Below are 22,505 nucleotides of genomic sequence, written 5' to 3'. Positions count from 1 at the left end.
TCAGGAAGCACGCGCGGGCAGCGCGCGCAGCACCGCGCGCACGGGGCTCGCGTCGAGCGTCGCGAACTTCAGCGGCAGTGCGATCAGTTCATAGTCGCCGGGCGGCACGTCGTCGAGGACGATGCCTTCGAGGATCGCCATCCGGTGCGCGCGCACACGGTGATGCGCATCCATCGTCTTCGATTCCTGCGGGTCGAGCGACGGCGTGTCGATGCCGATCAGCTTCACGCCGTGCGCGGCGAGCAGGTCGACGGTCTCGGGTGCGACCGCGCAGAAGTGGCTGTCCCACTCATCGACGCTGGCGCGCGCACAGGTGCGCAGCAGCACGCGCGGCGGCACGCCGTCGAGTGCGGCCGCGACATCGGCCGGCTGCACGACCGGCGATGCGCCGATGCAGTGGATCACGCGGCACGGGCCGAGGTAGGTGTCGAGCGGCACGGCGCCGATCGGCGCGCCGTCGGCGTCGTAGTGCAGCGGCGCGTCGCAGTGCGCGCCCGTGTGCGGCGACAGCGTCAGGCGCGCGACGTTGACCGGCGAGCCGGCCTCCATCCGCCACACGCGTTCGACGGAAACCGGCGTATCGCCCGGCCACACGGGGGTGGCGGGGCTGACGGGCGGCGAGATGTCCCAGAGGGTGTCCATGGCATGACGTTTCGGTGAATCGATCCTTCGAATGATAGGTGGACGCTCGCAGAAAGTGCTTGCGAAATAAACATGGACAATCCGCCGGATTGGCAGATAATTCGACTCAGAGGGAAAACGGGGACCAAAAATGCACGCGATCACGCTCGATGCCACCGACTGCCGGATTCTGGCGGTACTGCAGGAAGAGGGCAGAATCAGCAATCTCGACCTGGCGGAACGGATTTCGCTTTCGCCGTCCGCCTGTCTGCGCCGCATGCGCCTGCTCGAGGAGCAGGGCGTGATCGAGCACTATCGCGCGTGCCTGAGCCGCGAGAAGCTCGGCTTCGAGCTCGAGGCGTTCGTTCAGGTGTCGATGCGCAACGAAGAGAATCAATGGCACGAGCGCTTCGCGGAAGCGCTGCGCGAATGGCCGGAGGTGGTCGGCGCGTTCGTCGTGACGGGCGAGAGCCACTATCTGCTGCGCGTGCTCGCGCACAACCTCAAGCACTATTCCGATTTCGTGCTGAACCGGCTCTACAAGGCGCCGGGCGTGATGGACATCCGGTCGAACATCGTGCTGCAGACGCTGAAGGATGAAGCCGGCGCGCCGGTCGGGCTGGCGCGCACGGGGGCGATCAAAGCGGTGTAAGGCCGTGGAAGCCGCCGCCGTGGAACACGAGCGGCGGTGCCGTGTCCGATTCCGCGCGCACGCCGCAGCGCTCCACTTCACCGACGAAGATCACGTGGTCGCCTTCATCGTAGCGGCTGCGGTTGTGGCATTCGAACCACGCGAGCGCGCCGTCGAGCACGGGCATCCCCGAGTTGCCGGCCGCATGCGCGATCCCTTCGAAGCGGTCGCCCTTGTAGGTCGAGAAGCGCTTGCACAGGTCGAGCTGCGAGGCCGCGAGCACGTTCACCACGTAATGGCTGTTGCCGCGGAACACGGGCGTCGACGCCGATTTGTGCGCAAGGCTCCACAGCACGAGCGGCGGATCGAGCGAGACCGAGTTGAACGAGCTGGCGGTGATGCCGATCAGCTGGCCGGACGGCGCGCGCGTCGTGATCACCGTCACGCCCGTGGCGAACTGGCCGAGTGCTTGCCGGAAGGCGGCCGAGTCGAAATCCGGAGGATTGGCCTGGTTCATCGGGCAGCCATCCGGAACGAGACGGGCGGGCGCGGCGCGACGCGGGCGCGGCGGACGAAAGGCGACAAGGCGGTCGAGGAGGAAGGGGTGCGCATGGCCCGATTTTAGCGGAATCGGGGCCGCCGGGCCCGGCCAGGCGGCGCATTGCGGGGGCAGGGTGACGTAGCGAACACTGCGGCGCGCCGACGGATGCGCAAGGGCACGCTGTCGGCGCGGCCGTCCTGTCGCGTTTTTTGTGCGGGTCCGCCGCGCCGCCCGGCACCCGTGCTCGACATCGGCCGCAGATCCCCTCGCACTATTGCGCCGCCGCCAGCCCGAGCGACAACGCGCCCGTCACGATCAGGCTCGACGCCCACACCGCATCGAGATTGAACCAGCTCCGCGATACGAACTTCAGCCCGAGATAGCGGTACACGAGCCACGCGAGCCCGCCGCCGGCGCCGATCATCGCGATGGCATGCACGGCCGCGACGACGAGCGCCATCCCGAGATGCGCATCGACGAGCGTGGCCGCCGCGCGATGGCCGGCGTCCGGGTCGAGCCCGCACAGCCCGAGGTAGATCGGCACCAGCATCAGCCCCGCGCCATGCGCGATCGCGACCGCGAACGACCACAGGCCGAGCCGCGCGGGCGGAATCCGCGCAAGCGCCCGCGGATGCCGGCGCCGGATCAGCAGTACGGCGCCGAAGCCGATCACGAGCGCGCTCGCGCCGATCCGGATCGCCGTTTGCCACGCGAGCAGCGCGGCGAGCAGCCCGAACGGCAGCATCACCGCGAAGACCGCGAGCGCATGGCCGAGCGCGAGATAGCCGAGCGCCGCGACGAGCGCGCCGCCGCGGCGCGTCATCAGCGCGTTCGACACCGCGAGCGGCCAGCCCATCGCGGGGTTGAGCCCGTGATACACCCCGCTCGCGAGCACGGCCGCCCACAGCGCGAACGGGGCGTGAAAGCCGGCGTTCAACGCTTGACCGACGGATAGCAGAACGAGTCGGTCGAGCAGTCGCCGCCTTCGAGCCGGATCTGGTGCGCGCGATAGCCGTCGGGGAACTCGACCCAGTAATCGTCGGCGAGCGTCAGACCGCCTTCCGGCCCCACGTGCGCGAGCACCTGCGCGCCCGGCACGCCGTCCGGATAGAACTGGTCGTCCCACGTCGAATACAGCGAATTGGTCCAGTACACGCGTTTCCCGTCGCGGCTGATCTCGACCATCTGCGGGCCGCCCGCGAACGTGCGGCCGTTCGAGTGCGGCGCGCGGCGCGCGATGCCGCCGATCCGGACCGACCCCGCGAGCACCGGGTGGTGCGGATCCGACACGTCGTACTGGCGCATCTCGCCGGTGCCCCAGCACGACACGTAGAGGAAGCGATCGTCGAGCGACAGGTCGATGTCGGTCACGAGCGGCGGCACCGCGCCGAATCCCTTGAGCAGCGGCGGCAGTTCGTCGGCCGCGGCCGGCTCGGCCGGGATCGTCGCCGTCTTCTTCACATGGAACTTGCCGCCTTCGCGCCACCAGGTCCAGATCGAGCCTTCGAGATTGGTCGTGTCGACCACGACGCCGACGAACCCGTATTCGCGCGCCGGGTCGTGCGCGGGCCGCACCTCGAGCGCCATCTGGTGCTGCGCGCCGAGATCGATCGTCTGCACGTTGCGCCGCGCGCGCAGGTCCCAGAAATGCAGCCGGTGCCCGTATTGGTTCGCGAGCAGGTCCTCCGGCACGATCCCGTTCTCGAATTGCGGCGGCAGCGCCCATTCGCTCGACACCATGTAGTCGCGCGGCAGGTTCCACCAGAAGTCGTAATGCTTGTCCTGCGGGCCGCGATCGATCTCCCAGCGGCCGAGCACGTCGAAGGTCTCGCAATCCATGATGAAGATGCCGGGCGCGCCGTCGGTGCCGTCCTTGCCCGCGCCGCCGAGCGTGCTCACGTAGATGCCCTCGGGCCCGCAATGAACGGTGTGCGGCCGCGAATAGCCGGTCTTCGAGAAGATCTCGTCGGGCTCGATGATCTTGTGGATGCGCGCCTGGGTCGGATGCGGTTTCGTGTCGATCACGTAGATGCGCGACGAGCGCAGGCCGGGGATGATCAGGAAGCGGCGCTCGAGGAATGCATGGCCGGTCAGCGGCGACAGCGACGACGAACACGCATTCCAGCCAAAGTGGTGAAACTCGTCGCCGGTGTTCGGCATCGTCACCGTGTGCACGATTTTTCCGTAGGTCGACGAGCCAGGCTTGACGTCGATCACGGCGAGCGCGTCGGGTCTGGAAAAATCGGGGCTCAGCAACAACGTATAGGCAAACTCCTCTGCCGGCGCCTGCATCGCAAGCTCGGGTGAAGCGTGAAACGTCGGGTCAGGCCGCATGCTCATGGTGATGCCCTCTCGATGGTGTCGGATCGGGGTCGCACGGCCGTTCGTTGCGGGCGTGCGAGTCGGGGTTGCCGCACGGCGCGCATCACGCCGGCGGGAGCGATCGGCAAGCGGACGCACGCGTCGATGAGCGTGCGACGCCGTGCATCAGATCGTGAAAGCGGATAAAGGCGATGAGCCGGATCGCCGCGCGCGGAGCGAGACGGATGGATGGCAAGGAGGTGATGCAATCGAAGCCGCGGCCCGCGACGCGGCGACGGCCGGACGCGTGACGCGGGTGAGGTCTGTTAAGGCATGCATAGCGATGTTCCGGCAGATGATGTTTGCATCAGGGTCGGGCATGCATCGGGCGCGTTGCGCGAGACGGCGGGTTTGCCGCCGCGCTCGCGCGTGCCTAAGTGTAGTCGAGAAAACGGGCGGCCGGTCGCGCGCGACACCCGTGCAATCTGTCAGGTTCGCGCGCGAGTGAGATACTTGCCGAAGTGTTGTTGCCGCCCGCACGCGGGTGGGCAGCGGCGAGACGGAACGGTGGCGCCGGCGCGTGCGTGCCGGCTGCCGACATCAACGAGGGACTGATTTCATGGTGAACGAGATGCTTGAAACCGCGACATTGGGAGGCGGGTGTTTCTGGTGCACGGAGGCGGTGTTTCTCGACGTCGACGGCGTGACGGCCGTCCAGTCGGGCTACGCGGGCGGCCATACGCGCAATCCCGGCTATCGCGACATCTGCGAAGGCGATACGGGCCACGCGGAAGTCGTCAACGTGACGTTCGATCCGGCGCGCATCGGCTATCGCGAGATCCTCGAGATCTTCTTTGCAACGCACGATCCGACCCAGCTGAACCGGCAGGGCAACGACGTCGGCACGCAGTACCGGTCGGTCGTGTTCACCCATTCGGACGCGCAGCGCGACACGGCGCTCGACGTGATCCGCGAGCTGGAGCGCGAGCAGGTGTTCGGGCAGCCGATCGTCACGCAGGTCGTGCCGCTCGACGACAACTACTGGCCGGCCGAGGATTATCACCAGAACTATTACGCGCGTAACCCGGGGCAGGGCTACTGCTCGGTCGTGATCGGGCCGAAGCTCGCGAAATTCCGGCAGAAATTCTCGCACCGGCTGAAGTCGCTGCGCGGCGCGTAAGCGTCGTGACCGCGGCCGGCGCAAGCCGGTATCAGGCGGGTATCAAGCGGGTATCAAGCGGGTATCAAGCCGCCTCGTTGCGCCACTGCGCGCACGCGGCGGCGATCTCGCGCGCAAGCGCGATGCACGACAGCGGCGCGGAGCCTTCCGCCTTGTTGTTGATCGTGATGATCACCGGCTGCCCGGCCAGCGCATAGCGCGCGGCCAGTTCGGCAAGCGCCGAACGCGTGGCCGGATCCTCGTCGACGAGCTTGTCGAACGGCTCGTACTTCGCTTTCGCCTGTTCGTACTTGAAGCCGCCGTGCAGGCTCCAGCGCACGATCAGCGGGCCCGGCGCGTCGCCGTCGAGCAGCGCGAGCGCGGCCGCCTGGCGCAGCGGGTCGGGCATCCGCGCGTGCAGGCCGACGCAGTAGCGCACGCCGAGTGCGGCGAGCGCACGAATGAACCGCGGCGTGAGCAGGCTCGCGTCGCGAATCTCGATCGCATAGCGGGTGCCGTCGGCTTCCGCCGGCAGCGGCGGCAACGCCGCGAAGAACGCGGCCAGCCGGTCGATCAGTTCGGCCGGCCGGGCAAGCAGCGTGTCGGGCAACGGCGAGAACTGGAACACGAGCACGCCGGCTTTCCGGCCGAGCCCTTCGACGCACGGCTGCACGAATTCCCGGGTGGCGAGATCCGCGTCGAGGAAGGTCGGGTTCGGTCCCGACGGTTCGCCGCGCCGGCCCCGGATCACCGCGTCGGTCACGGAGGCCGGCGCCTTCACGACGAAGCGGAAATCGTCGGGCACCTGCTGCGCGTAGCGCAGGTAGTCGGCCACCGATAGCGGGCCGTAGAACGACCGGTCGAGGCTCACGCTCTTCAGCAGCGGATGCGCGCCATACGCTTCGAGCCCTTCGCGCGAGAGTTTCGTCTGAGCAAAATCGCCGTCGTAGACGATGCCGTCCCAGCCCGGGAAGGTCCACGACGATGTGCCGAGCCGGACGTTCGGCGGCAGGCCGGCCGCTGCGTCGGCCACATCCGGTGCGATCGGTGCGGGCAGCACGCCGCGCCGGCGCCGGCCCTTCTTCGGCGGCTCGGCTGGCAGGGACGGTTCGTCCCACAGCAGGCCGGAAGCGGCGCGCGGTGTTTCGTCTGAAGAACGGGAATGGGTGCGCAGGCGTGGTGCCGGCTGCACGTCGTCAGGCGCGCCCGGGTTTACATGTTCGTCGGCGTCGGCAGGCGGGCCATCGTTCTCGGGCGACGCGCGTGCAGCATCGACCGGCACGCCGAACAGGTCGAATTGCCCGTCGGCGTGCGGCGCGTTCGCGTCGTCGTGCTGCTGTCGTTCCGGCGGCGCCTTGCGCCGCGTCCTGCCGTCACCCATGCATGCCCAGCGTGAAGCGCCGCCTAGCGCGGCAGCGTGTGTTCGTACATATAGCGCCGCGACCACGGCAGCGTCTTCGCGCTCTGCCCGGCCTTGCGGCACACGATCTGGAAGATCGACACGTCGTCGTGCTCGAACGCATACGCACAGCCGGCGAGATACACGCGCCAGATGCGGAATTTTTCGTCGTCGACGAGTTGTCGCGCGGCGTCGGCCTTCGCCTCGAAGTTTTCCGTCCAGATATCGAGCGTGCGGGCATAGTGCCGGCGCAGGCTTTCGACGTCAATCGCTTCGAGGCCGCCGCGCTGCGCGGCTTCCAGCGCGAGACTGATGTGCGGCAGCTCGCCGTCCGGGAACACGTAGCGATCGATGAACTCGCCGCCGCCGAGCGCCGTCTCGCCGCTTTCCGCGTCGGTCGACGTGATCCCGTGGTTCATCGCGATGCCGTCGTCGGCGAGCAGGTCATGCACCCGCGAGAAATAGAGCGGCAGGTTCTTGCGCCCGACGTGCTCGAACATTCCGACGCTCGTGATGCGGTCGAACTGGCCGTCGATCTCGCGGTAGTCCTGCATCCGGATCTCGATTTTGTCTTCCAGCCCGGCGGCCTTCACGCGCGCGGTCGCGAGGTCGAACTGGTTCTGCGACAGCGTGACGCCGAGGCACTGCGCGCCGAACTTCTGCGCGGCGCGCAGCACGAGCGCACCCCAGCCGCAGCCGATGTCGAGCAGGCGCTGGCCGGGCTGGAGCCGGATCTTGGTGAGGATGTGGTCGATCTTCTTGATCTGCGCGGTGGCGAGATCCTCGTCGCCGTTCTCGAAGTAGGCGCACGAGTACACCATGTTCTCGTCGAGCCACAGTTTGTAGAACTCGTTCGAGACGTCGTAGTGATACTGGATCGCCTTCTTGTCGGTGCTCTTCGAGTGATTGAAGTAGCGCTTCACGCGCGCCAGCTTGCTCGCGCTCGTCACCGTGCTGCGCGCGAGCGAGTAGCCGATGTTGATGATGTCCGACAGCTTGCCTTCGATGTCGATCTTGCCCTTCACGTACGCCTCGCCGAGATTGTCGAGGCTCGGTTCGAGCAGGAGCGGCAACGCCGACGCGCTGTTGACCTTCAGCGTGACCTGCGGCGCGCTGAAGGTGCCGAAATCGAGTTGATCGCCGTTCCACAGCACGAGGCGCGCCGGTATGTTCGCTTTCGCCCGTACTTCGTCCGCCCACTGTGCCAGCTTCTTTTCCCAGAACATTTGGATTCTCCGTTTGTTCGTTGAATCGAATACAGCCAAGTATCTTGACCGGCGCCCGCCGCTTGCGAGGCGGGCGCCCGAATGCAACACGAGACACGACCGGCATGCGCCGGCGCCGGGCTTAAGGCGACAGGCGCGAAATCGACCAGCCCGTCGACGTGCCGGCGTCGCGCGTATAGAGCAGGCGGTCGTGCAGCCGCGACGGGCGGCCCTGCCAGAACTCGATCGAGTCGGGCACGAGGCGGTAGCCGCCCCAGTGCGGCGGGCGCGGCGGGTTGTCGCCGTAGCGTTCGCTGACGGCCTTTTCCTGCGCTTCGAGCGTCGCGCGGCTGTCGATCACCGCGCTCTGTTCCGATGCCCATGCGCCGATGCGCGAGCCGAGCGGGCGCGACGCGAAATAGCGGTCGCTTTCCTCTGCGCTGGTTTTCTCGATCCGGCCTTCGATGCGCACCTGGCGCTCGAGCTCGATCCAGTAGAACAGCAGCGCGGCCTGCGGGTGCGCGGCAAGATCGCGCCCCTTGCGGCTTTCGTAATTGGTAAAGAAGACGAACCCGCGTTCGTCGACGCCCTTGATGAGCACGATGCGTGCCGACGGCCGGCCGTCGGCGCCGACGGTCGCGAGCGTCATCGTGTTCGGCTCGGGCAGCTTGGCGGCGAGCGCCTCCTTGAACCAGCGGTCGAACTGGGCGAAGGGGTCGTGGGCGACGTCGGCCTCGTCGAGCGAAGCGCGTGAGTAATTGATGCGAAGATCGGCGAGAGTCGTCATGTTATGCAAACGCTTCAATCTGGAACCATTGTAGCCAACGCGCAAGAAACGTGCGTGCACAGTGGCGCGTGCGAGCGGGGAGTTCAGGCAAAATAGAGGGCTGCACGACTTACGTTTTCCTTGCTGCCATGTCCGTCGCCGACGCTGCCCCGCCCAGTTCCTCTGATCTTACCCCGACCCCGGAAATCCAGCTTGACGTGGATCGCGCGCGGCGTTTCGGCGGCGTTGCGCGGCTGTACGGCGCGCCGGCCGCCGCCGCGTTCGAGCGCGCGCACGTCGCGGTGATCGGGATCGGCGGCGTCGGCTCGTGGGTGGCCGAGGCGCTTGCGCGCAACGCGGTCGGCACGCTGACGCTGATCGATCTCGACAACGTCGCCGAAAGCAATACGAACCGGCAGATCCACGCGCTCGACGGCAATTACGGCAAGCCGAAGGTCGACGCGATGGCCGAGCGGATCGCGCTGATCGATCCCGCGTGCCGCGTGAACCGGATCGAGGATTTCGTCGAACCCGACAACTTCGACGCGCTGCTCGGCGGCGGCTTCGACTACGTGATCGACGCGATCGACAGCGTGCGCACGAAGGTCGCGCTGATCGCATGGTGCGTCGCGAAGCGCCAGCCGCTCGTCGTGGTCGGCGGCGCGGGCGGCCAGCTCGACCCGACGCGCATCCGGATCGACGATCTCGCGCTGACGATCCAGGATCCGCTGCTGTCGAAAGTGCGCGCGCAATTGCGCAAGCAGCACGGCTTTCCGCGCGGACCGAAGGCGCGTTTCAAGGTCAGCGCCGTGTATTCGGACGAGCCGCTGATCTATCCGGAAGCCGCTGCGTGCGATCTCGAGGACGGCACGGAGCCGTCCGCGGCCGCGCACGTCGCGGGGCTCAACTGTGCGGGGTTCGGTTCGAGCGTGTGCGTGACGGCAAGCTTCGGCTTCGCGGCCGCCGCGCATGCGCTGCGCGCGATCGCGGCGCAGGCGGCGGGCTGAGCCGCTGCGAATCGCGATCATTGTGCAATGCGGCGGCGCGTGACCCGCGCCGTGCTTGACGTGGCGATCCGGCAGCCGGGCCGTTGCGGCCCGGCCGGCCCCACGTCAGTTCAGTTGAGCGCCATGCTCAGCTTGCGTCGCCACCCGGCGACGAGGTCCGGGCGATCGCCGGCCAGCTCGAACACCGAGATCAGCGTGCGGCGGCCGAGATCGTCGCCGTACGCGCGGTCGCGCGTCACGATTTCCAGCAACTGCTCCACCGCGCCTTCATACGCGCGCCGCGCGATCAGGCTCTGCGCGAGGTCGAAGCGCGCGTCGAGGTCGGCGGGGTTCGCCGCGATGCGCGCTTCGAGCGCGTCGGTCGGCGGCAGGTCCGCCGTCGCGTCGAGCGCGTCGAAACGGGTCTTGATCGCCTGGTAGCGCGGATCGCCGTTCTGCACGGTCTGCGGCGACAGACGCTCGGTCTCGGCGCGCGCGGCGTCGACCTGGTTGTTCGCGAGCAGCAGTTCGATCAGATCGAGGCGGGCGTCGTCGAAGCCCGGGTTCAGCGCGAGCGCCGCTTCGAGGTGCGTGAGCGCGTCGTCGTAGCGCGCCTCGGCCATCGCATACTGCGCGGCACGCCGTTCGGCTTCCTCGGGCGCCGGCAGCAGCCGGTCGAGGAAGGCGCGCAGCTGACCTTCGGGCAGCACGCCGACGAACTGGTCGACCGGGCGCCCGTCGGCGAACGCGATCACGTGCGGGATGCTGCGCGTCTGGAAGTGCGCGGCGAGTTCCTGGTTCTCGTCGACGTTGACCTTCACGAGCTTCCAGCGGCCTTCATAGTCGCCTTCGAGCTTTTCCAGCAGCGGGCCGAGCGTCTTGCAGGGGCCGCACCACGGCGCCCAGAAGTCCACCAGCACGGGTGCGTCCAGCGACGCCTCGATGACGTCTTTCTCGAATGTGGCAAGCGTGGTGTCCATGTCGTTCTCTTCCGTTCGAATGTCGTCAGGATGGGGGCGGCGCGCCCCTTTTTCAACGCGGCTTCGACTCGGGCAGCGGAATCCATTCCGTCTCGCCCGGCACCTTGCCCATTGCCTGGCGCGTCCAGGCTTCTTTCGCGCGCTCGATCGCCTCGCGGCTGCTGGCGACGAAATTCCATTCGATGAAGCGCTCGCCGTCGATCTTGTCGCCGCCGAGCAGCATCGCACGTGCGCCGCTGCCGCTCGTCAGCGTGACCGCGGCGCCGGGCGTGAGCACGGCCATCTGCTCGGCCGGCACCGGCGTGCCGTCGATCGCAAGCTCGCCGTCGACCACGTAGACCGCGCGCTCCTCGTGCGACGCGTCGAGTTCGATGCGGCCGCCGGCCGCGAATTCGGCCGCGACGTACAGCGTGCCCGAGAACGTCGTGACCGGCGAGCGCAGCCCGAACGCATCGCCGGCGATCACCGTCAGCGCGACGCCGTCCTCATTGCGCTTCGGCAGCGTGTCGGCCGCATGGTGCACGAACGACGGCTCGGTCGTCTCGTGCGCGCGCGGCAGCGCGACCCAGGTCTGGATCCCGTGCACGGTGTGGCCGCTTTCGCGCTGTGCGTCGGGCGTGCGTTCGGAGTGGACGATCCCGCGGCCGGCCGTCATCCAGTTCACGTCGCCCGGCACGATCTCCTGCAGCGAGCCGAGGCTGTCGCGGTGCAGGATCGCGCCGTCGAACAGGTAGGTGACGGTGGCCAGGCCGATATGCGGGTGCGGGCGCACGTCGAGCCCCGTGCCGGGCGGCAGCGCGGCGGGCCCCATGTGATCGAAGAAGATGAACGGGCCGACGAGGCGTGCGGCGAGTGCGGGCAGCGTGCGGCGCACCTGCAGGTTGCCGATGTCGCGCACGTGCGGCTTCAGCAGGGCTTTGATCGGAGCGGTCATGGCGGATCCTGTGGGGCGGCGGGGGGATGCCGGTCATTGTACTGGCCGTCCGCCGCCGATTCCATGTGCGTCGCGCGGGTATCGGGCCGGGGGCTGAAACCCGGTAGACTGACCGGCTTCCCAGAGGAAAACACCGGGCCGCCCCGGGTTTTCCGCCTCGAAGGCAGTCTTCTCGGGGCGCCCGGCGCGAAGCGACAGGGCCTGAGCGCACCGTGCACGACCATTCGACAATCGAGGAGACGCCGATGATGGCCCCGAAGGACTTGCTGCTTGCGCTGGTCGTGATCCTGGCGTGGGGCGTGAACTTCGTCGTGATCAAGGTCGGCCTGCACGGCATGCCGCCGATGCTGCTCGGCGCGCTGCGCTTCACGCTCGCGGCCGTGCCCGCGGTGTTCTTCGTGCGTCGGCCGCAGATTCCGTGGCGCCTGCTGGTGCTGTACGGCGCGACGATCCAGCTCGGCCAGTTCGTGTTCCTGTTCACCGGCATGTACGTCGGCATGCCGGCCGGCCTCGCGTCGCTCGTGCTGCAGTCGCAGGCGTTCTTCACGCTCGTGTTCGCGATGCTGTTCCTCGGCGAGCGGCTGCGCGTGCAGAACCTGCTCGGGCTCGCGATCGCCGCGGGCGGGCTCGTCGTGATCGCGGCGCAGGGCGGCCGCGCGATGACGCTCGCGGGTTTCCTGCTGACGATCGGCTCGGCCGCGATGTGGGCGTTCGGCAACATCGTCACGAAGAAGGTCGGCCGTGCGAACCTCGTGTCGCTCGTCGTGTGGGCCAGCCTCGTGCCGCCCGTGCCGTTCTTCCTGCTGTCGCTGTGGTTCGAAGGGCCGCAGCGGATCGCGACCGCGCTCGCCGGTCTGAACGGTGCGTCGATCTTCGCGGTCGTCTATCTCGCGTTCGTCGCGACGCTGCTCGGCTACGGGCTGTGGAGCCGCCTGCTGTCGCGCTATCCGGCCGCTCAGGTCGCGCAGTTCTCGCTGCTGGTGCCGATCGTCGGCCTCGCGTCGTCGGCGCTGCTGCTCGACGAGCATCTGACACGCACGCAGCTGATCGGCACGGCGCTCGTGATGGGCGGGCTCGCGGTGAACGTGTTCGGCGGGAAACTGATGCGCCGCTTCGCGGCATCGTGACGCGCCGGCACGCACTGCGTGCCGGCGGCGGGGCGGAGTGGCCGGGTACGACCGTCAGGCCATCCGGCTCTTCGCGAGCGGCGGATTCGCGGCGAAATAACGCTTGATGCCGCGGAAGATCGCGTCGGCCATCTGGTCGCGATAGCCGTCGTCGTTCAGCCGGCTCTCTTCTTCCGGGTTGCTGATGAAGGCCGTCTCGACGAGGATCGACGGAATGTCGGGCGCCTTCAGCACCGCGAACCCGGCCTGCTCGACCGAGCCCTTGTGCAGCTTGTTGATGCCGCCGACTTCCTTCAGCACGTAGTTGCCGTAGCGCAGCGAATCGCGGATCTGCGCGGTCGTCGACATGTCGAACAGCGCGCGGTTCACGGCCGCATCCGCCGTCTTGATGTTGATGCCGCCGATCAGGTCGGACGAGTTCTCCTTGTTCGCCATCCAGCGCGCCGCGGCGCTCGTCGCGCCGTGGTCGGACAGCGCGAACACCGACGAGCCGCGCGCCGACGGCGTCGTGAATGCATCGGCGTGGATCGACACGAACAGGTCGGCACCCACGCGGCGCGCTTTCTGCACGCGCACGTTCAGCGGCACGAAGAAGTCGGCGTCGCGCGTCATCATCGCGCGCATGTTCGGCGCGCCGTCGATCTTCGCGCGCAGCTTCTTCGCGATGTCGAGCGCGATGTGCTTCTCGTACGTGCCGCCACCGCCGATCGCGCCCGGATCCTCGCCGCCATGGCCCGGATCGATCGCCACCGTCAGCAGGCGGACGGTGCTGCCCTTGCCGGATTTCGGCGCGGTGAACTTGTAGGTGTCGCCATCGTCGTCGCTGTCGTCGCGGCGTGCGATGACGGGCGGCGGCTTGACGGCCGGCCTCGCGGGCGTCGAAGGCGTCGAAGGCGTGGCGGGCGGCGTGTGCGGCGTGGCCGGCGTGTTCTGCGCGAAGCGCTGGAAGAATGCGTCGCTGTTGTCGCCCGCGGCGGGCGGCGGGGTACCCGGGCCGGCCAGCGTGGTCGGCGGCTGCATCTGCTGCGCGCGCGCGGTGTCGTTGAGCGCCTGTTCCTTGCGTTCCGTCTGCGCGATCAGGTCGGACAGCGGATCGGGCGCGACGGCCGGATACAGGTCGAACACGAGCCGGTACTTGTAGGTGCCGACCGGCGGCAGCGTGAACACCTGCGGCTTCACCGAGCCTTTCAGGTCGAACACCATCCGCACGACGTGCGGCTGATACTGGCCGACGCGCACCGACTGGATCTGCGGATCGTTCGGCGCGATCTTCGACACGAGGTCGCGCAGCGCCTGGTCGAGGTCGAGGCCGGTCAGGTCGACGACGAGACGGTCGGGACCCTGCAGCAGCTGTTGGCTATTCTGCAGCGGCTGGTCGGATTCGATCGTGACGCGCGTGTAATCGCGAGCGGGCCACACGCGCACGCCGAGCACCGACGACGCGTGCGCGAGCCGCGGTGCGACGAGACCGAGCACCAGCGTCGACGCGCCCGCGCACAGGATCTGGCGGCGCCGCCAGTTGTGCGTCGCGGTGGCCGCCGATTCGATCGAGCGGAACGGTTTGATCAACATCTTTCGAGACATGCCTTTCCTGAAGCGCTGTACGCCCGGACGGTGAGAGCGCGGCCGTCGCCATCCACGTCGAGCGAGAAAACCAGATCGGGTACGCCGAGCAGCGTGCCTGCCTGTTGTGGCCATTCGACGAGGCAGATCGCGCTGGAATTGAAATATTCGCGAAAGCCTGCGTCGGACCATTCGGCCGGATCGTTGAAACGATACAGATCGAAGTGATAGACCTCGAGTTCCCCATCGTCGCGTTCGAGCGCGTACGGCTCGACGAGCGTGTAGGTCGGGCTGCGCACGCGCCCCGTGTGGCCGAGGCCACGCAGGATCGCGCGGACGAGGGACGTCTTGCCCGCGCCGAGATCGCCGACCAGCTGGATCTGCAGCCCGTCGAACGCATGCGCGCGGGCAAGCTCGGTGCGCGCCGCGTCGAGCGCGTGCGCGAAGCGGGTGCCGAAGGCCTCGGTCGCCGCTTCGTCGGCGAGCGCGATCACGCGCTCCGCGAGCGGGGCGGGCAGCATGGCGTCGTGAGGCGGTTGGCTGGGCGTGGCTGGCATTCTCGTAAAATAGTGCGATGAACCGATTACCGGAACTCGCCGCATCCGACAGACCTTCGACTCGTGCCGAAGGTGCGGCACCGTGCGCGCTCGACGATGCGGCGTTGACTGCGCTCGCCGCGCGCATCAGGGCGTGGGGGCGCGAATTGGGTTTCGGGGCGATCGGCATCAGCGATACCGATCTCTCGGATGCCGAAGCAGGCCTCGCCGCCTGGCTGGAAGCCGGATACCACGGCGAAATGGATTATATGGCGAAACATGGGATGAAACGCGCGCGTCCGGCCGAACTTGTGGCCGGTACGCGACGTGTGATCTCGGCCCGGCTCGCCTATCTGCCGGCCGAAACGCTGGCCGCCGACGCGCCTGAAAGCGAGCCGGGCGCGCTCGCACTGCACGACTGGCGCGCACGCGAACGGGCCCGGCTCGACGATCCGCAGGCGGCCGTCGTGTCGATCTATGCGCGCGGCCGCGACTATCACAAGGTGTTGCGCAACCGCCTGCAGACGCTCGCCGAGCGCATCGAGCAGGAGATCGGCGCGTTCGGCTACCGCGTGTTCACCGATTCGGCGCCCGTGCTCGAGGTCGAGCTCGCGCAGAAGGCCGGCGTCGGCTGGCGCGGCAAGCACACGCTGCTGCTGCAACGCGATGCGGGCTCGCTGTTCTTCCTCGGCGAGATCTACGTCGACGTTCCGCTGCCGACCGATGCGCACACGTCCCCCGACACCGCGCCCGAGACGCCCGGCGCGCACTGCGGCAGCTGCACGCGCTGCATCGACGCGTGCCCGACCGGCGCGATCGTCGAGCCGTACCGCGTCGACGCGCGCCGCTGCATCTCGTACCTGACGATCGAACTGAAAGGCAGCATCCCCGAGCCGCTGCGGCCGATGATCGGTAATCGCGTGTACGGCTGCGACGACTGCCAGCTCGTGTGCCCGTGGAACAAGTTCGCGCAGGCCGCGCCCGTCGCCGATTTCGACGTGCGGCACGGCCTCGATCGCGCGACGCTCGTCGAGCTGTTCGCGTGGGACGCGGACGCGTTCGATACGCGGATGCAGGGCAGTGCGATCCGGCGCATCGGCTACGAAAGCTGGTTGCGCAACCTCGCGGTCGGGCTCGGCAATGCGCTGCGCGCGGACGCGGGCCGGCTCACGCCGCAGGCGCGCGACGCGATCGTCGCCGCGTTGCGCGCGCGGGCCGACGATCCGTCGCCGGTCGTGCGCGAGCATGTCGAATGGGCGCTGCGTGCTGCGTGAAGGCGGCGTAAAGTGTCGTCGGCGCGCGGTGGTGCCGCGCGCATCCATCGGTCAGGAGAGGGCCATGTTCAATGCAGTCATCGACGCGCCGTTCGGCAAGGTCGGCATCCGCACGGATGCCGCGGTGGTGCGCGAGATCGTCTATCTGCCCGAATCGGTGAAGTCAGTCGATCCGGATTCGCCGCTCGCGCAGCGCGCGGTCAAGCAGATCGAACGTTATTTCGAGCGTGCGTCGGCGCGCTTCGACCTGCCGCTCGCCGAAGTCGGCAGCGCGTTCCAGCACCGCGTGTGGGACGTGATCAGCGATATTCCGCCCGGCACGGTGCTGACCTACGGGCAGGTCGCGAAGCGGATCGGCAGCGCGCCGCGCGCGGTGGGCCAGGCATGCGGCGCGAACTACTTCCCGCTCGTGATCCCGTGCCATCGCGTCGTCGCGGCGGGCGGCCTCGGCGGCTTCGCGAACCACGACGACAACGGTTATTACCAGAAAGTGAAGCGCTGGCTGCTGGCGCACGAAGGCGTGCCGTACTGATGAGTGAATCACTGATGTCCCCCGAAGTCGACGGCGATGCCGTCGAGGCGTCCCCCGCGCTGCTCGCGAGCCGCGCGTCGATCGACGTGTTTTGCGACGCGCTGTGGCTCGAGCACGGGCTGGCGCGCAACACGCTCGATGCGTACCGGCGCGATCTGGTGCTGTTTTCACAATGGCTGGCCGAGACGCACGACGCATCGCTCGATGCGGTCGATGAAGCGATGGTGACGGGCTACATCGCCGCGCGCAGCGACGGCAAGGCAACGTCGTCGAACCGGCGGCTGTCGGTGTTCCGGCGCTATTACGGCTGGGCCGTGCGCGAGCATCGCGCGAGCGCCGACCCGACGCTGCGGATCACGTCCGCGAAACAGGCGGCCCGGTTTCCGTCGACGTTGTCGGAAGCGCAGGTCGAGGCGCTGCTCGGTGCGCCCGACATCGGCACGCCGCTCGGCCTGCGCGATCGTACGATGCTCGAGCTGATGTATGCGAGCGGGCTGCGCGTGAGCGAGCTCGTGACGCTGAAGACCGTCGAGGTCGGGCTCAACGAGGGCGTCGTGCGCGTGATGGGCAAGGGTTCGAAAGAGCGGCTCGTGCCGTTCGGCGAGGTCGCGCAAGGGTGGATCGAGCGCTACCTGCGCGAGGCGCGGCCGGCGCTGCTCGGTGCGCGCGCGGCCGACGCGCTGTTCGTGACCGCGCGCGGCGACGGGATGACGCGCCAGCAGTTCTGGAACATCATCAAGCGCCACGCGCAGCATGCGGACGTGCGCGCGCACCTGTCGCCGCACACGCTGCGGCACGCGTTCGCGACGCACCTGCTGAACCATGGCGCCGACCTGCGTGTCGTGCAGCTGCTGCTCGGCCACAGCGATATCTCGACCACGCAGATCTACACGCACGTCGCACGCGAGCGGTTGAAGACGCTGCATGCGCAACACCACCCGCGCGGTTAGCGCATCCGGCACGGCGCGGGCAGTGTCACGCGCAACGGCCGGTTCAAGTCAGACCAGCTCGCGCAGCTTGTGCTTCAGCACCTTGCCCGTCGAGGCGGCCGGTAGCGCGTCGAGTACGCGGATGTGTGCGGGGCGTTTGTAAGGCGCGAGCCGCTCCGCACACCACGCGTGCAACGCCGCTTCGTCGGCCGTCGCGCCGGGCACCAGCTCGACGAACGCGAGCACTTCCTCGTTGCCTTCGACCGCGCGGCCGATCACGGCCGCCTGCACGACGTCCGGATGCGCGTTCAGCACCTGCTCGACTTCGACCGGATAGACGTTGAAGCCCGACCGGATGATCAGCTCCTTGCTGCGGCCCGTGATCGTTATCGCACCGTCCGCCTCCTGCCGCGCGAGATCGCCGGTGCTGAGCCAGCCGTCCGGCGTTACGGCCGCGTGCGTGGCGTCCGCGTTGCGGTAGTAGCCGAGCATCACGTTCGGCCCGCGCACGCGGATCTCGCCGACTTCACCCGGCGGCACGTCGGTGCCGTCCGGTGCGACGATCCGCATCTCCACGCCGGGAATCGGCACGCCGACCGAGCTGTCGGTGCGCGGCGCGTCGAGCGGCGTCTGCGTGATCGTCGGGCTGCTTTCGGTCATCCCGTAGCCGTTGTGCAGCGGCACGCCGTACAGGCGCTCGACACGCGCCTTCAGGTTCGCGTCGAGCGGCGAGCCGCCCGAATACGCGAAGCGCAGGCGCGGCGCGCGCCACGCGTGGCCGTGCGTGTTCAGGTGTTCGAGCAGCTTCGCGTGCATCGCGGGCACGCCCTGGAAGATCGTGACGCCTTCGTCGGCGAGCGCGACGCGCACGGCTTCCGGGGAGAAGCGCGGCGCGAGCCGCAGCGTCGCGCCCGCGTACAGGCTGCCGAGGCAGACCGACGCGAGCCCGTACACGTGCGACACGGGCAGCACCGTGTAGACGACGTCGTCGGGCGACACGCGGCGCAGCGTGCTCGACGTCGCCGCGATGAACAGCAGGTTGCGATGCGACAGCATCACGCCTTTCGGCGTGCCGGTCGTGCCGGTCGTGTAGATCAGCGCCGCGCATTGCGCGGCACCGTCGGCGGCGACCGGTTCGCCCGGCGCGCTCGCGTCGACGTGGTACGACCACGCGCCGATGTCGACCGGCAGCGTGCCGGCGGGTGTCGCACCGTGCCGTTCGGCATGCGTGCGCGCGTCGGGCGAGGCGTCGGTGGTGAACGCGATCAGTTTCGGCCGTGCGTGCGCGGCGATTGCGTCGAGCTCGCCGGCGGACAATCGCGCGTTCGACACGAGCGCCCACGCGTCGAGGCGGGCGGCCGCGAGCAGCAGCACGATCTGCGCGATGCAGTTTTCAGCGACGATCATCACGCGGTCGCCGCCTTGCACGCCTAGGTCGGCGAGCTGCGCGGCGGCTGCATCGACGGCCTGCGACAGGTCGCCGTACGACAGGCGGCGCGCGTCCTCGATCAGCGCCGGATGCGCGGGCGCCTGCGCGGCCCGGCGCGCGAGCACGTCGGCGATGCGGCGAGGCAGCGCGGCGAGCAGTGCGTCGACGTCGAGCGGCTCGGATGAACGGAGGGACGAGGACATGGCGTCTCCAGAAGAAGGGCGGGCGGCGGCTGACGAGGTTGGCGAACGATCGTGCCATGACGGCGCGCGCGCCACAATCGGCCATTCGGGCAATAGCGCTTCGCGATGTCCGCAATGATGATGGAAGGAATCGTTGCGGCGTTGCCGCAGGCCGCCCGGCGAAAAGCGGGCCGCGAGTATACCGTCGGTGCGGGCGCGAGGGCGTGATCGCGCGCGCGCCGGTCGTTCACCCTTAAAATGCCGCCATGAGCAAATCCAGGCATGTGTCCGAAACCCCCGCAACCCAGTTGCTGCGCCGCCACGGCGTTGCATTCGGCGAGCATCCGTACGACTACGTCGAGCACGGCGGCACCGGCGAATCCGCGCGCCAGCTCGGCGTCGACGAGCACTGCGTCGTGAAGACGCTCGTGATGGAAGATGAACACGCGAAGCCGCTGATCGTGCTGATGCACGGCGACCGCACCGTGTCGACGAAGAACCTCGCGCGGCAGATCGGCGCGAAGCGTGTCGAGCCGTGCAAGCCCGAGGTCGCGAACCGCCATTCGGGCTATCTCGTCGGCGGCACGTCGCCGTTCGGCACGCGCAAGACGATGCCCGTCTACGTCGAGGCGACGATCCTCGAGCTGCCGACGATCTACCTGAACGGCGGGCGTCGCGGCTACCTCGTCAGCCTCGCGCCGGCCGTGCTCACGTCGCTGCTCGGCGCGCGGCCCGTGCAGTGCGCCAGTGTCGACTGAGGGTTTCACCTTCGTGGCAGGCCGCGCGCGTTCGGTAGAATGGGCGCCGTTTCGGCGTGCCGCGCGCAGCCGTCCCTTTACCGATACGTTGAAAGAAGAGTTCTCCGCATGCAGATCCTGCTCGCCGCCCTCGTTGCCTACCTGATCGGTTCGGTGTCGTTCGCCGTCGTCGTCAGCGGCGCGATGGGCCTGGCCGACCCGCGTTCGTACGGGTCGAAGAATCCCGGCGCGACCAACGTGCTGCGCAGCGGCAACAAGAAGGCCGCGATCCTGACGCTCGTCGGCGATGCATTCAAGGGCTGGATTGCCGTCTGGCTCGCCCGGCGCTTCGGCTTGCCCGACGTCGCGGTCGCATGGGTCGCGATCGCCGTGTTCCTTGGCCACCTGTATCCGGTGTTCTTCCGCTTCCAGGGCGGCAAGGGCGTCGCGACCGCGGCCGGCGTGCTGCTCGCGGTGCACCCGGTGCTCGGGCTCGCGACCGCGCTGACCTGGCTGATCGTCGCGTTCTTCTTCCGCTATTCGTCGCTCGCGGCGCTGGTGGCGGCCGTGTTCGCGCCGGTGTTCGACGTGTTCCTGTTCGGTACGGGCCACAACCCGGTCGCATGGGCCGTGCTGGCGATGAGCGTGCTGCTCGTGTGGCGCCACCGCGGCAACATTTCGAAGCTGCTGGCGGGGCAGGAAAGCCGGATCGGCGACAAGAAGAAGGCGGCCGCGGATGGCGGCGCGCAGGGCGGCGGGAAAGCCTGAGGAAGCGCGGCGCTTGGCCGCAGCCGGGCGCGCCGCGTATGCGGGGCCCGGCGGGATGACGTGACGGATCGCCCGGCGATCAGTCGCGGAAGTTGTTGAAGTCGAGCGGCGTGTCGGTCACGTCCTTGCGCAGCATCGCGATCACGCTCTGCAGGTCGTCGCGCTTCGTGCCGTTCACGCGCACGGCATCGCCCTGGATGCTCGCCTGCACCTTGATCTTGCTGTCCTTCACGAGGCGCACGATCTTCTTCGCGAGATCGCCGGTCACGCCTTTCTTCACGGTGACGATCTGCTTGACCTTGTCGCCGCCGATCTTCTCGACCTTGCCGTAGTCGAGGAAGCGCACGTCGACGTTGCGCTTGGCCAGCTTGCCGATCAGCACGTCCTTGACCTGGCCGAGCTTGAAATCGTCATCGGCGAACAGCGTCAGCTCGCGTTCCTTCTGCTCGACGCGCGCGTCGGAGCCCTTGAAGTCGAAGCGCGTCGAAATTTCCTTGTTCGACTGCTCGATGGCGTTCTTCACTTCGATCATGTTCGCTTCGGAAACGACGTCGAACGATGGCATGGCATTCCTCCCTTGAGATGCGGGCATCCGGCTCGCGCGCGGGCACTCGCTATAATTGCGGACTGTTTGCCATTTTACCGATGCCCCTCCGTTTGCCCAAGGCCGGCCATGCGCCGCCCGGGCGGACGTGACCGCGAATGCCGATGCCTCCTGACGATTCCGCCCTGTCGCTGCTTCCCGACCATCCGCTTGCCGCGCACAACACGTTCGGCATCGCCGCGACCGCGCGCTTTGCCGCGCGCATCACGCATGCGTCGCAGTTCGAGGCGCTCCATCGCGACCCGCGCGTCGCCAACCTGCCGCAACTCGTGCTCGGCGGCGGCAGCAACGTCGTGTTCACGCGCGACTTCGACGGCGTCGTGCTGCTCGACGAGATCGCGGGCCGCCGCGTCGTGCGCGAGGACGACGACGCGTGGTACGTCGAGGCCGGCGGCGGCGAGAACTGGCACGCATTCGTCGCATGGACGCTCGAGCACGGGATGGCGGGCCTCGAGAACCTCGCGCTGATTCCGGGCACGGTCGGCGCCGCGCCGATCCAGAACATCGGCGCATACGGCCTCGAGATGAAGGCGTATTTCGACTCGCTGGTCGCGGTGGAGCTGGCGACGGGGCGCAGCGAGCGTTTCGACGCCGCGCGCTGCGCGTTCGGCTATCGCGACAGCTTCTTCAAGCGGGAAGGGCGCGGCCGGTTCGCGATCGTGTCGGTGACGTTCCGGCTGCCGAAGCAGTGGGCGCCGCGGCTCGGCTACGCGGACGTCACGCGCGAACTCGACGCACGCGGCATTGCACCCGATGCGGCCACGGCGCGCGACGTGTTCGACGCGGTCGTCGCGATCCGCCGCGCGAAGCTGCCCGATCCGCTCGTCCTCGGCAACGCGGGCAGTTTTTTCAAGAATCCGGTGATCGATGCCGCGCAGTTCGATGCGCTGCGCGCCCGCGCGCCGGAAGTCGTGTCGTATCCGCAGCCGAACGGGCAGGTCAAGCTCGCGGCCGGCTGGCTGATCGACCGCTGCGGCTGGAAGGGGCGCGCGCTGGGCGCGGCGGCCGTGCACGACCGCCAGGCGCTCGTGCTCGTCAATCGCGGCGGCGCGACGGGGGGCGACGTGCTCGCGCTGGCGCAGGCGATCCAGGCCGACGTGCGCACACGTTTCGGCGTCGAACTCGAGCCTGAACCGGTCTGCCTGTAACGCGGGCTCGGCACCGCTTTCCCGCGTGTCAAGTCCTGGAATAGGTTGACAGTATCCAGGCACTAGAACGCCCGATGCACCGCATCGGGCGTTTTGTATTTCAGAGCCGTATGCGGTCGCTCATGGTTGTAGATGTGCACCGACTGTTCGACC

Annotated in this window: 24 protein-coding genes; 10 read left to right on the top strand and 14 right to left on the bottom strand. The window is 68.4% G+C overall.

Translation table 11 applies throughout. From position 1 onward, the window contains the following. Window positions 1-642 carry an arylformamidase gene (gene kynB, locus G3N96_RS27515; RefSeq protein ID WP_089426192.1) on the bottom strand — a complete coding sequence of 214 codons (642 nt, stop codon included), beginning with the start codon at window positions 640-642 and terminating at the stop codon, window positions 1-3. A 130-nt stretch (window positions 643-772) separates the two neighbouring features. On the opposite strand from kynB, the gene G3N96_RS27510 reads away from it, so the two are divergent. Continuing rightward, complete coding sequence (locus G3N96_RS27510) at window positions 773-1,273, top strand: Lrp/AsnC family transcriptional regulator (protein ID WP_006477992.1); 501 nt, start codon at window positions 773-775, stop codon at window positions 1,271-1,273. Here the strand turns inward: G3N96_RS27510 and G3N96_RS27505 are convergent. The 3 genes from G3N96_RS27505 to G3N96_RS27495 form a co-directional block, all read right to left on the bottom strand. Next, window positions 1,260-1,769: a flavin reductase family protein gene (locus G3N96_RS27505; protein WP_124580926.1), complete on the bottom strand. Its 510-nt coding sequence runs from the start codon at window positions 1,767-1,769 to the stop codon at window positions 1,260-1,262. The genes G3N96_RS27510 and G3N96_RS27505 overlap by 14 nt on opposite strands. A 295-nt stretch (window positions 1,770-2,064) precedes the next feature. Next, complete coding sequence (locus G3N96_RS27500) at window positions 2,065-2,730, bottom strand: hypothetical protein (protein WP_124580928.1); 666 nt, start codon at window positions 2,728-2,730, stop codon at window positions 2,065-2,067. Continuing rightward, a complete protein-coding gene (locus G3N96_RS27495) occupies window positions 2,727-4,133 on the bottom strand; it encodes a selenium-binding family protein (protein ID WP_206139147.1) in 1,407 nt (468 codons plus the stop codon). Before G3N96_RS27495 ends, G3N96_RS27500 begins: the two co-directional genes overlap by 4 nt. Before the next feature lie 580 nt (window positions 4,134-4,713). Between G3N96_RS27495 and msrA the strand changes: the two genes are divergently transcribed. Further along, on the top strand, window positions 4,714-5,274 hold the full coding sequence (msrA, locus tag G3N96_RS27490) for a peptide-methionine (S)-S-oxide reductase MsrA (RefSeq protein WP_046544550.1): 561 nt from the start codon (window positions 4,714-4,716) through the stop codon (window positions 5,272-5,274). 64 nt (window positions 5,275-5,338) lie between these two features. Here the strand turns inward: msrA and G3N96_RS27485 are convergent, their stop codons facing one another. The 3 genes from G3N96_RS27485 to pdxH form a co-directional block, all read right to left on the bottom strand. Then, entirely contained in the window at window positions 5,339-6,634 is a 1,296-nt protein-coding gene (locus G3N96_RS27485; protein ID WP_206139146.1) for a DUF72 domain-containing protein, read from the bottom strand. 23 nt (window positions 6,635-6,657) lie between these two features. Next, entirely contained in the window at window positions 6,658-7,878 is a 1,221-nt protein-coding gene (locus G3N96_RS27480; RefSeq protein WP_206139145.1) for a cyclopropane-fatty-acyl-phospholipid synthase family protein, read from the bottom strand. Between the two features lie 121 nt (window positions 7,879-7,999). Continuing rightward, window positions 8,000-8,644, bottom strand: a complete 645-nt coding sequence (pdxH, locus tag G3N96_RS27475) for a pyridoxamine 5'-phosphate oxidase (protein WP_124580938.1) — start codon at window positions 8,642-8,644, stop codon at window positions 8,000-8,002. A gap of 128 nt (window positions 8,645-8,772) precedes the next feature. Between pdxH and G3N96_RS27470 the strand changes: the two genes are divergently transcribed. Then, window positions 8,773-9,630, top strand: coding sequence for a tRNA threonylcarbamoyladenosine dehydratase (locus G3N96_RS27470; protein ID WP_069248702.1), 858 nt, complete (start codon window positions 8,773-8,775; stop codon window positions 9,628-9,630). 110 nt (window positions 9,631-9,740) lie between these two features. Here the strand turns inward: G3N96_RS27470 and trxA are convergent, their stop codons facing one another. Both trxA and G3N96_RS27460 read right to left on the bottom strand, forming a co-directional pair. Further along, entirely contained in the window at window positions 9,741-10,589 is an 849-nt protein-coding gene (gene trxA / locus G3N96_RS27465) for a thioredoxin (RefSeq protein ID WP_124580943.1), read from the bottom strand. Between the two features lie 52 nt (window positions 10,590-10,641). Then, a complete protein-coding gene (locus G3N96_RS27460; protein ID WP_206139144.1) occupies window positions 10,642-11,523 on the bottom strand; it encodes a pirin family protein in 882 nt (293 codons plus the stop codon). A 248-nt stretch (window positions 11,524-11,771) separates the two neighbouring features. On the opposite strand from G3N96_RS27460, the gene G3N96_RS27455 reads away from it, so the two are divergent. Further along, window positions 11,772-12,650 (top strand): EamA family transporter, encoded by an 879-nt coding sequence (locus G3N96_RS27455; protein ID WP_206139151.1) that lies wholly within the window; start codon window positions 11,772-11,774, stop codon window positions 12,648-12,650. A gap of 54 nt (window positions 12,651-12,704) precedes the next feature. Here G3N96_RS27455 and G3N96_RS27450 read toward each other — a convergent pair whose 3' ends face one another. Further along, window positions 12,705-14,234, bottom strand: coding sequence for an N-acetylmuramoyl-L-alanine amidase (locus tag G3N96_RS27450; protein WP_206139143.1), 1,530 nt, complete (start codon window positions 14,232-14,234; stop codon window positions 12,705-12,707). Next, window positions 14,216-14,770 carry a tRNA (adenosine(37)-N6)-threonylcarbamoyltransferase complex ATPase subunit type 1 TsaE gene (tsaE, locus tag G3N96_RS27445; RefSeq protein WP_206139142.1) on the bottom strand — a complete coding sequence of 185 codons (555 nt, stop codon included), beginning with the start codon at window positions 14,768-14,770 and terminating at the stop codon, window positions 14,216-14,218. The genes G3N96_RS27450 and tsaE overlap by 19 nt, the downstream gene beginning before the upstream one ends. A 17-nt stretch (window positions 14,771-14,787) precedes the next feature. Between tsaE and queG the strand changes: the two genes are divergently transcribed. From queG to xerD, 3 genes are all read left to right on the top strand, one after another. Beyond that, on the top strand, window positions 14,788-16,023 hold the full coding sequence (queG, locus tag G3N96_RS27440) for a tRNA epoxyqueuosine(34) reductase QueG (protein ID WP_089473445.1): 1,236 nt from the start codon (window positions 14,788-14,790) through the stop codon (window positions 16,021-16,023). A 64-nt stretch (window positions 16,024-16,087) separates the two neighbouring features. Beyond that, on the top strand, window positions 16,088-16,555 hold the full coding sequence (locus tag G3N96_RS27435; RefSeq protein ID WP_089426179.1) for a methylated-DNA--[protein]-cysteine S-methyltransferase: 468 nt from the start codon (window positions 16,088-16,090) through the stop codon (window positions 16,553-16,555). Beyond that, window positions 16,555-17,505, top strand: coding sequence for a site-specific tyrosine recombinase XerD (xerD, locus tag G3N96_RS27430; RefSeq protein ID WP_124580951.1), 951 nt, complete (start codon window positions 16,555-16,557; stop codon window positions 17,503-17,505). The genes G3N96_RS27435 and xerD overlap by 1 nt, the downstream gene beginning before the upstream one ends. A 48-nt stretch (window positions 17,506-17,553) precedes the next feature. Here xerD and G3N96_RS27425 read toward each other — a convergent pair whose 3' ends face one another. Beyond that, the gene (locus tag G3N96_RS27425; protein WP_206139141.1) at window positions 17,554-19,116 is read right to left on the bottom strand and encodes an AMP-binding protein; all 1,563 of its coding nucleotides are present in this window, start codon (window positions 19,114-19,116) and stop codon (window positions 17,554-17,556) included. A gap of 245 nt (window positions 19,117-19,361) precedes the next feature. Here G3N96_RS27425 and ybaK point away from each other — a divergent pair, with 245 nt between their 5' ends. Together ybaK and plsY are read left to right on the top strand one after the other, a co-directional pair. Then, on the top strand, window positions 19,362-19,853 hold the full coding sequence (ybaK, locus tag G3N96_RS27420) for a Cys-tRNA(Pro) deacylase (RefSeq protein ID WP_124580955.1): 492 nt from the start codon (window positions 19,362-19,364) through the stop codon (window positions 19,851-19,853). A gap of 108 nt (window positions 19,854-19,961) precedes the next feature. After that, entirely contained in the window at window positions 19,962-20,600 is a 639-nt protein-coding gene (gene plsY, locus G3N96_RS27415) for a glycerol-3-phosphate 1-O-acyltransferase PlsY (RefSeq protein ID WP_206139140.1), read from the top strand. A 79-nt stretch (window positions 20,601-20,679) separates the two neighbouring features. Here the strand turns inward: plsY and G3N96_RS27410 are convergent, their stop codons facing one another. Next, complete coding sequence (locus G3N96_RS27410; protein ID WP_039368282.1) at window positions 20,680-21,165, bottom strand: YajQ family cyclic di-GMP-binding protein; 486 nt, start codon at window positions 21,163-21,165, stop codon at window positions 20,680-20,682. A 137-nt stretch (window positions 21,166-21,302) separates the two neighbouring features. Here G3N96_RS27410 and murB point away from each other — a divergent pair, with 137 nt between their 5' ends. Next, window positions 21,303-22,352, top strand: coding sequence for a UDP-N-acetylmuramate dehydrogenase (gene murB / locus G3N96_RS27405; RefSeq protein WP_206139139.1), 1,050 nt, complete (start codon window positions 21,303-21,305; stop codon window positions 22,350-22,352). Between the two features lie 62 nt (window positions 22,353-22,414). Here the strand turns inward: murB and G3N96_RS27400 are convergent. Continuing rightward, the coding region (locus G3N96_RS27400) for an integrase core domain-containing protein (RefSeq protein ID WP_206139067.1) at window positions 22,415-22,505 on the bottom strand (91 nt) is incomplete at its 5' end.

It is taken from the genome of Burkholderia sp. Se-20373, assembly GCF_017104705.1.
Taxonomy (GTDB): Bacteria; Pseudomonadota; Gammaproteobacteria; order Burkholderiales; family Burkholderiaceae; genus Burkholderia.
This window is presented reverse-complemented; position numbering and strand designations above follow the sequence as displayed.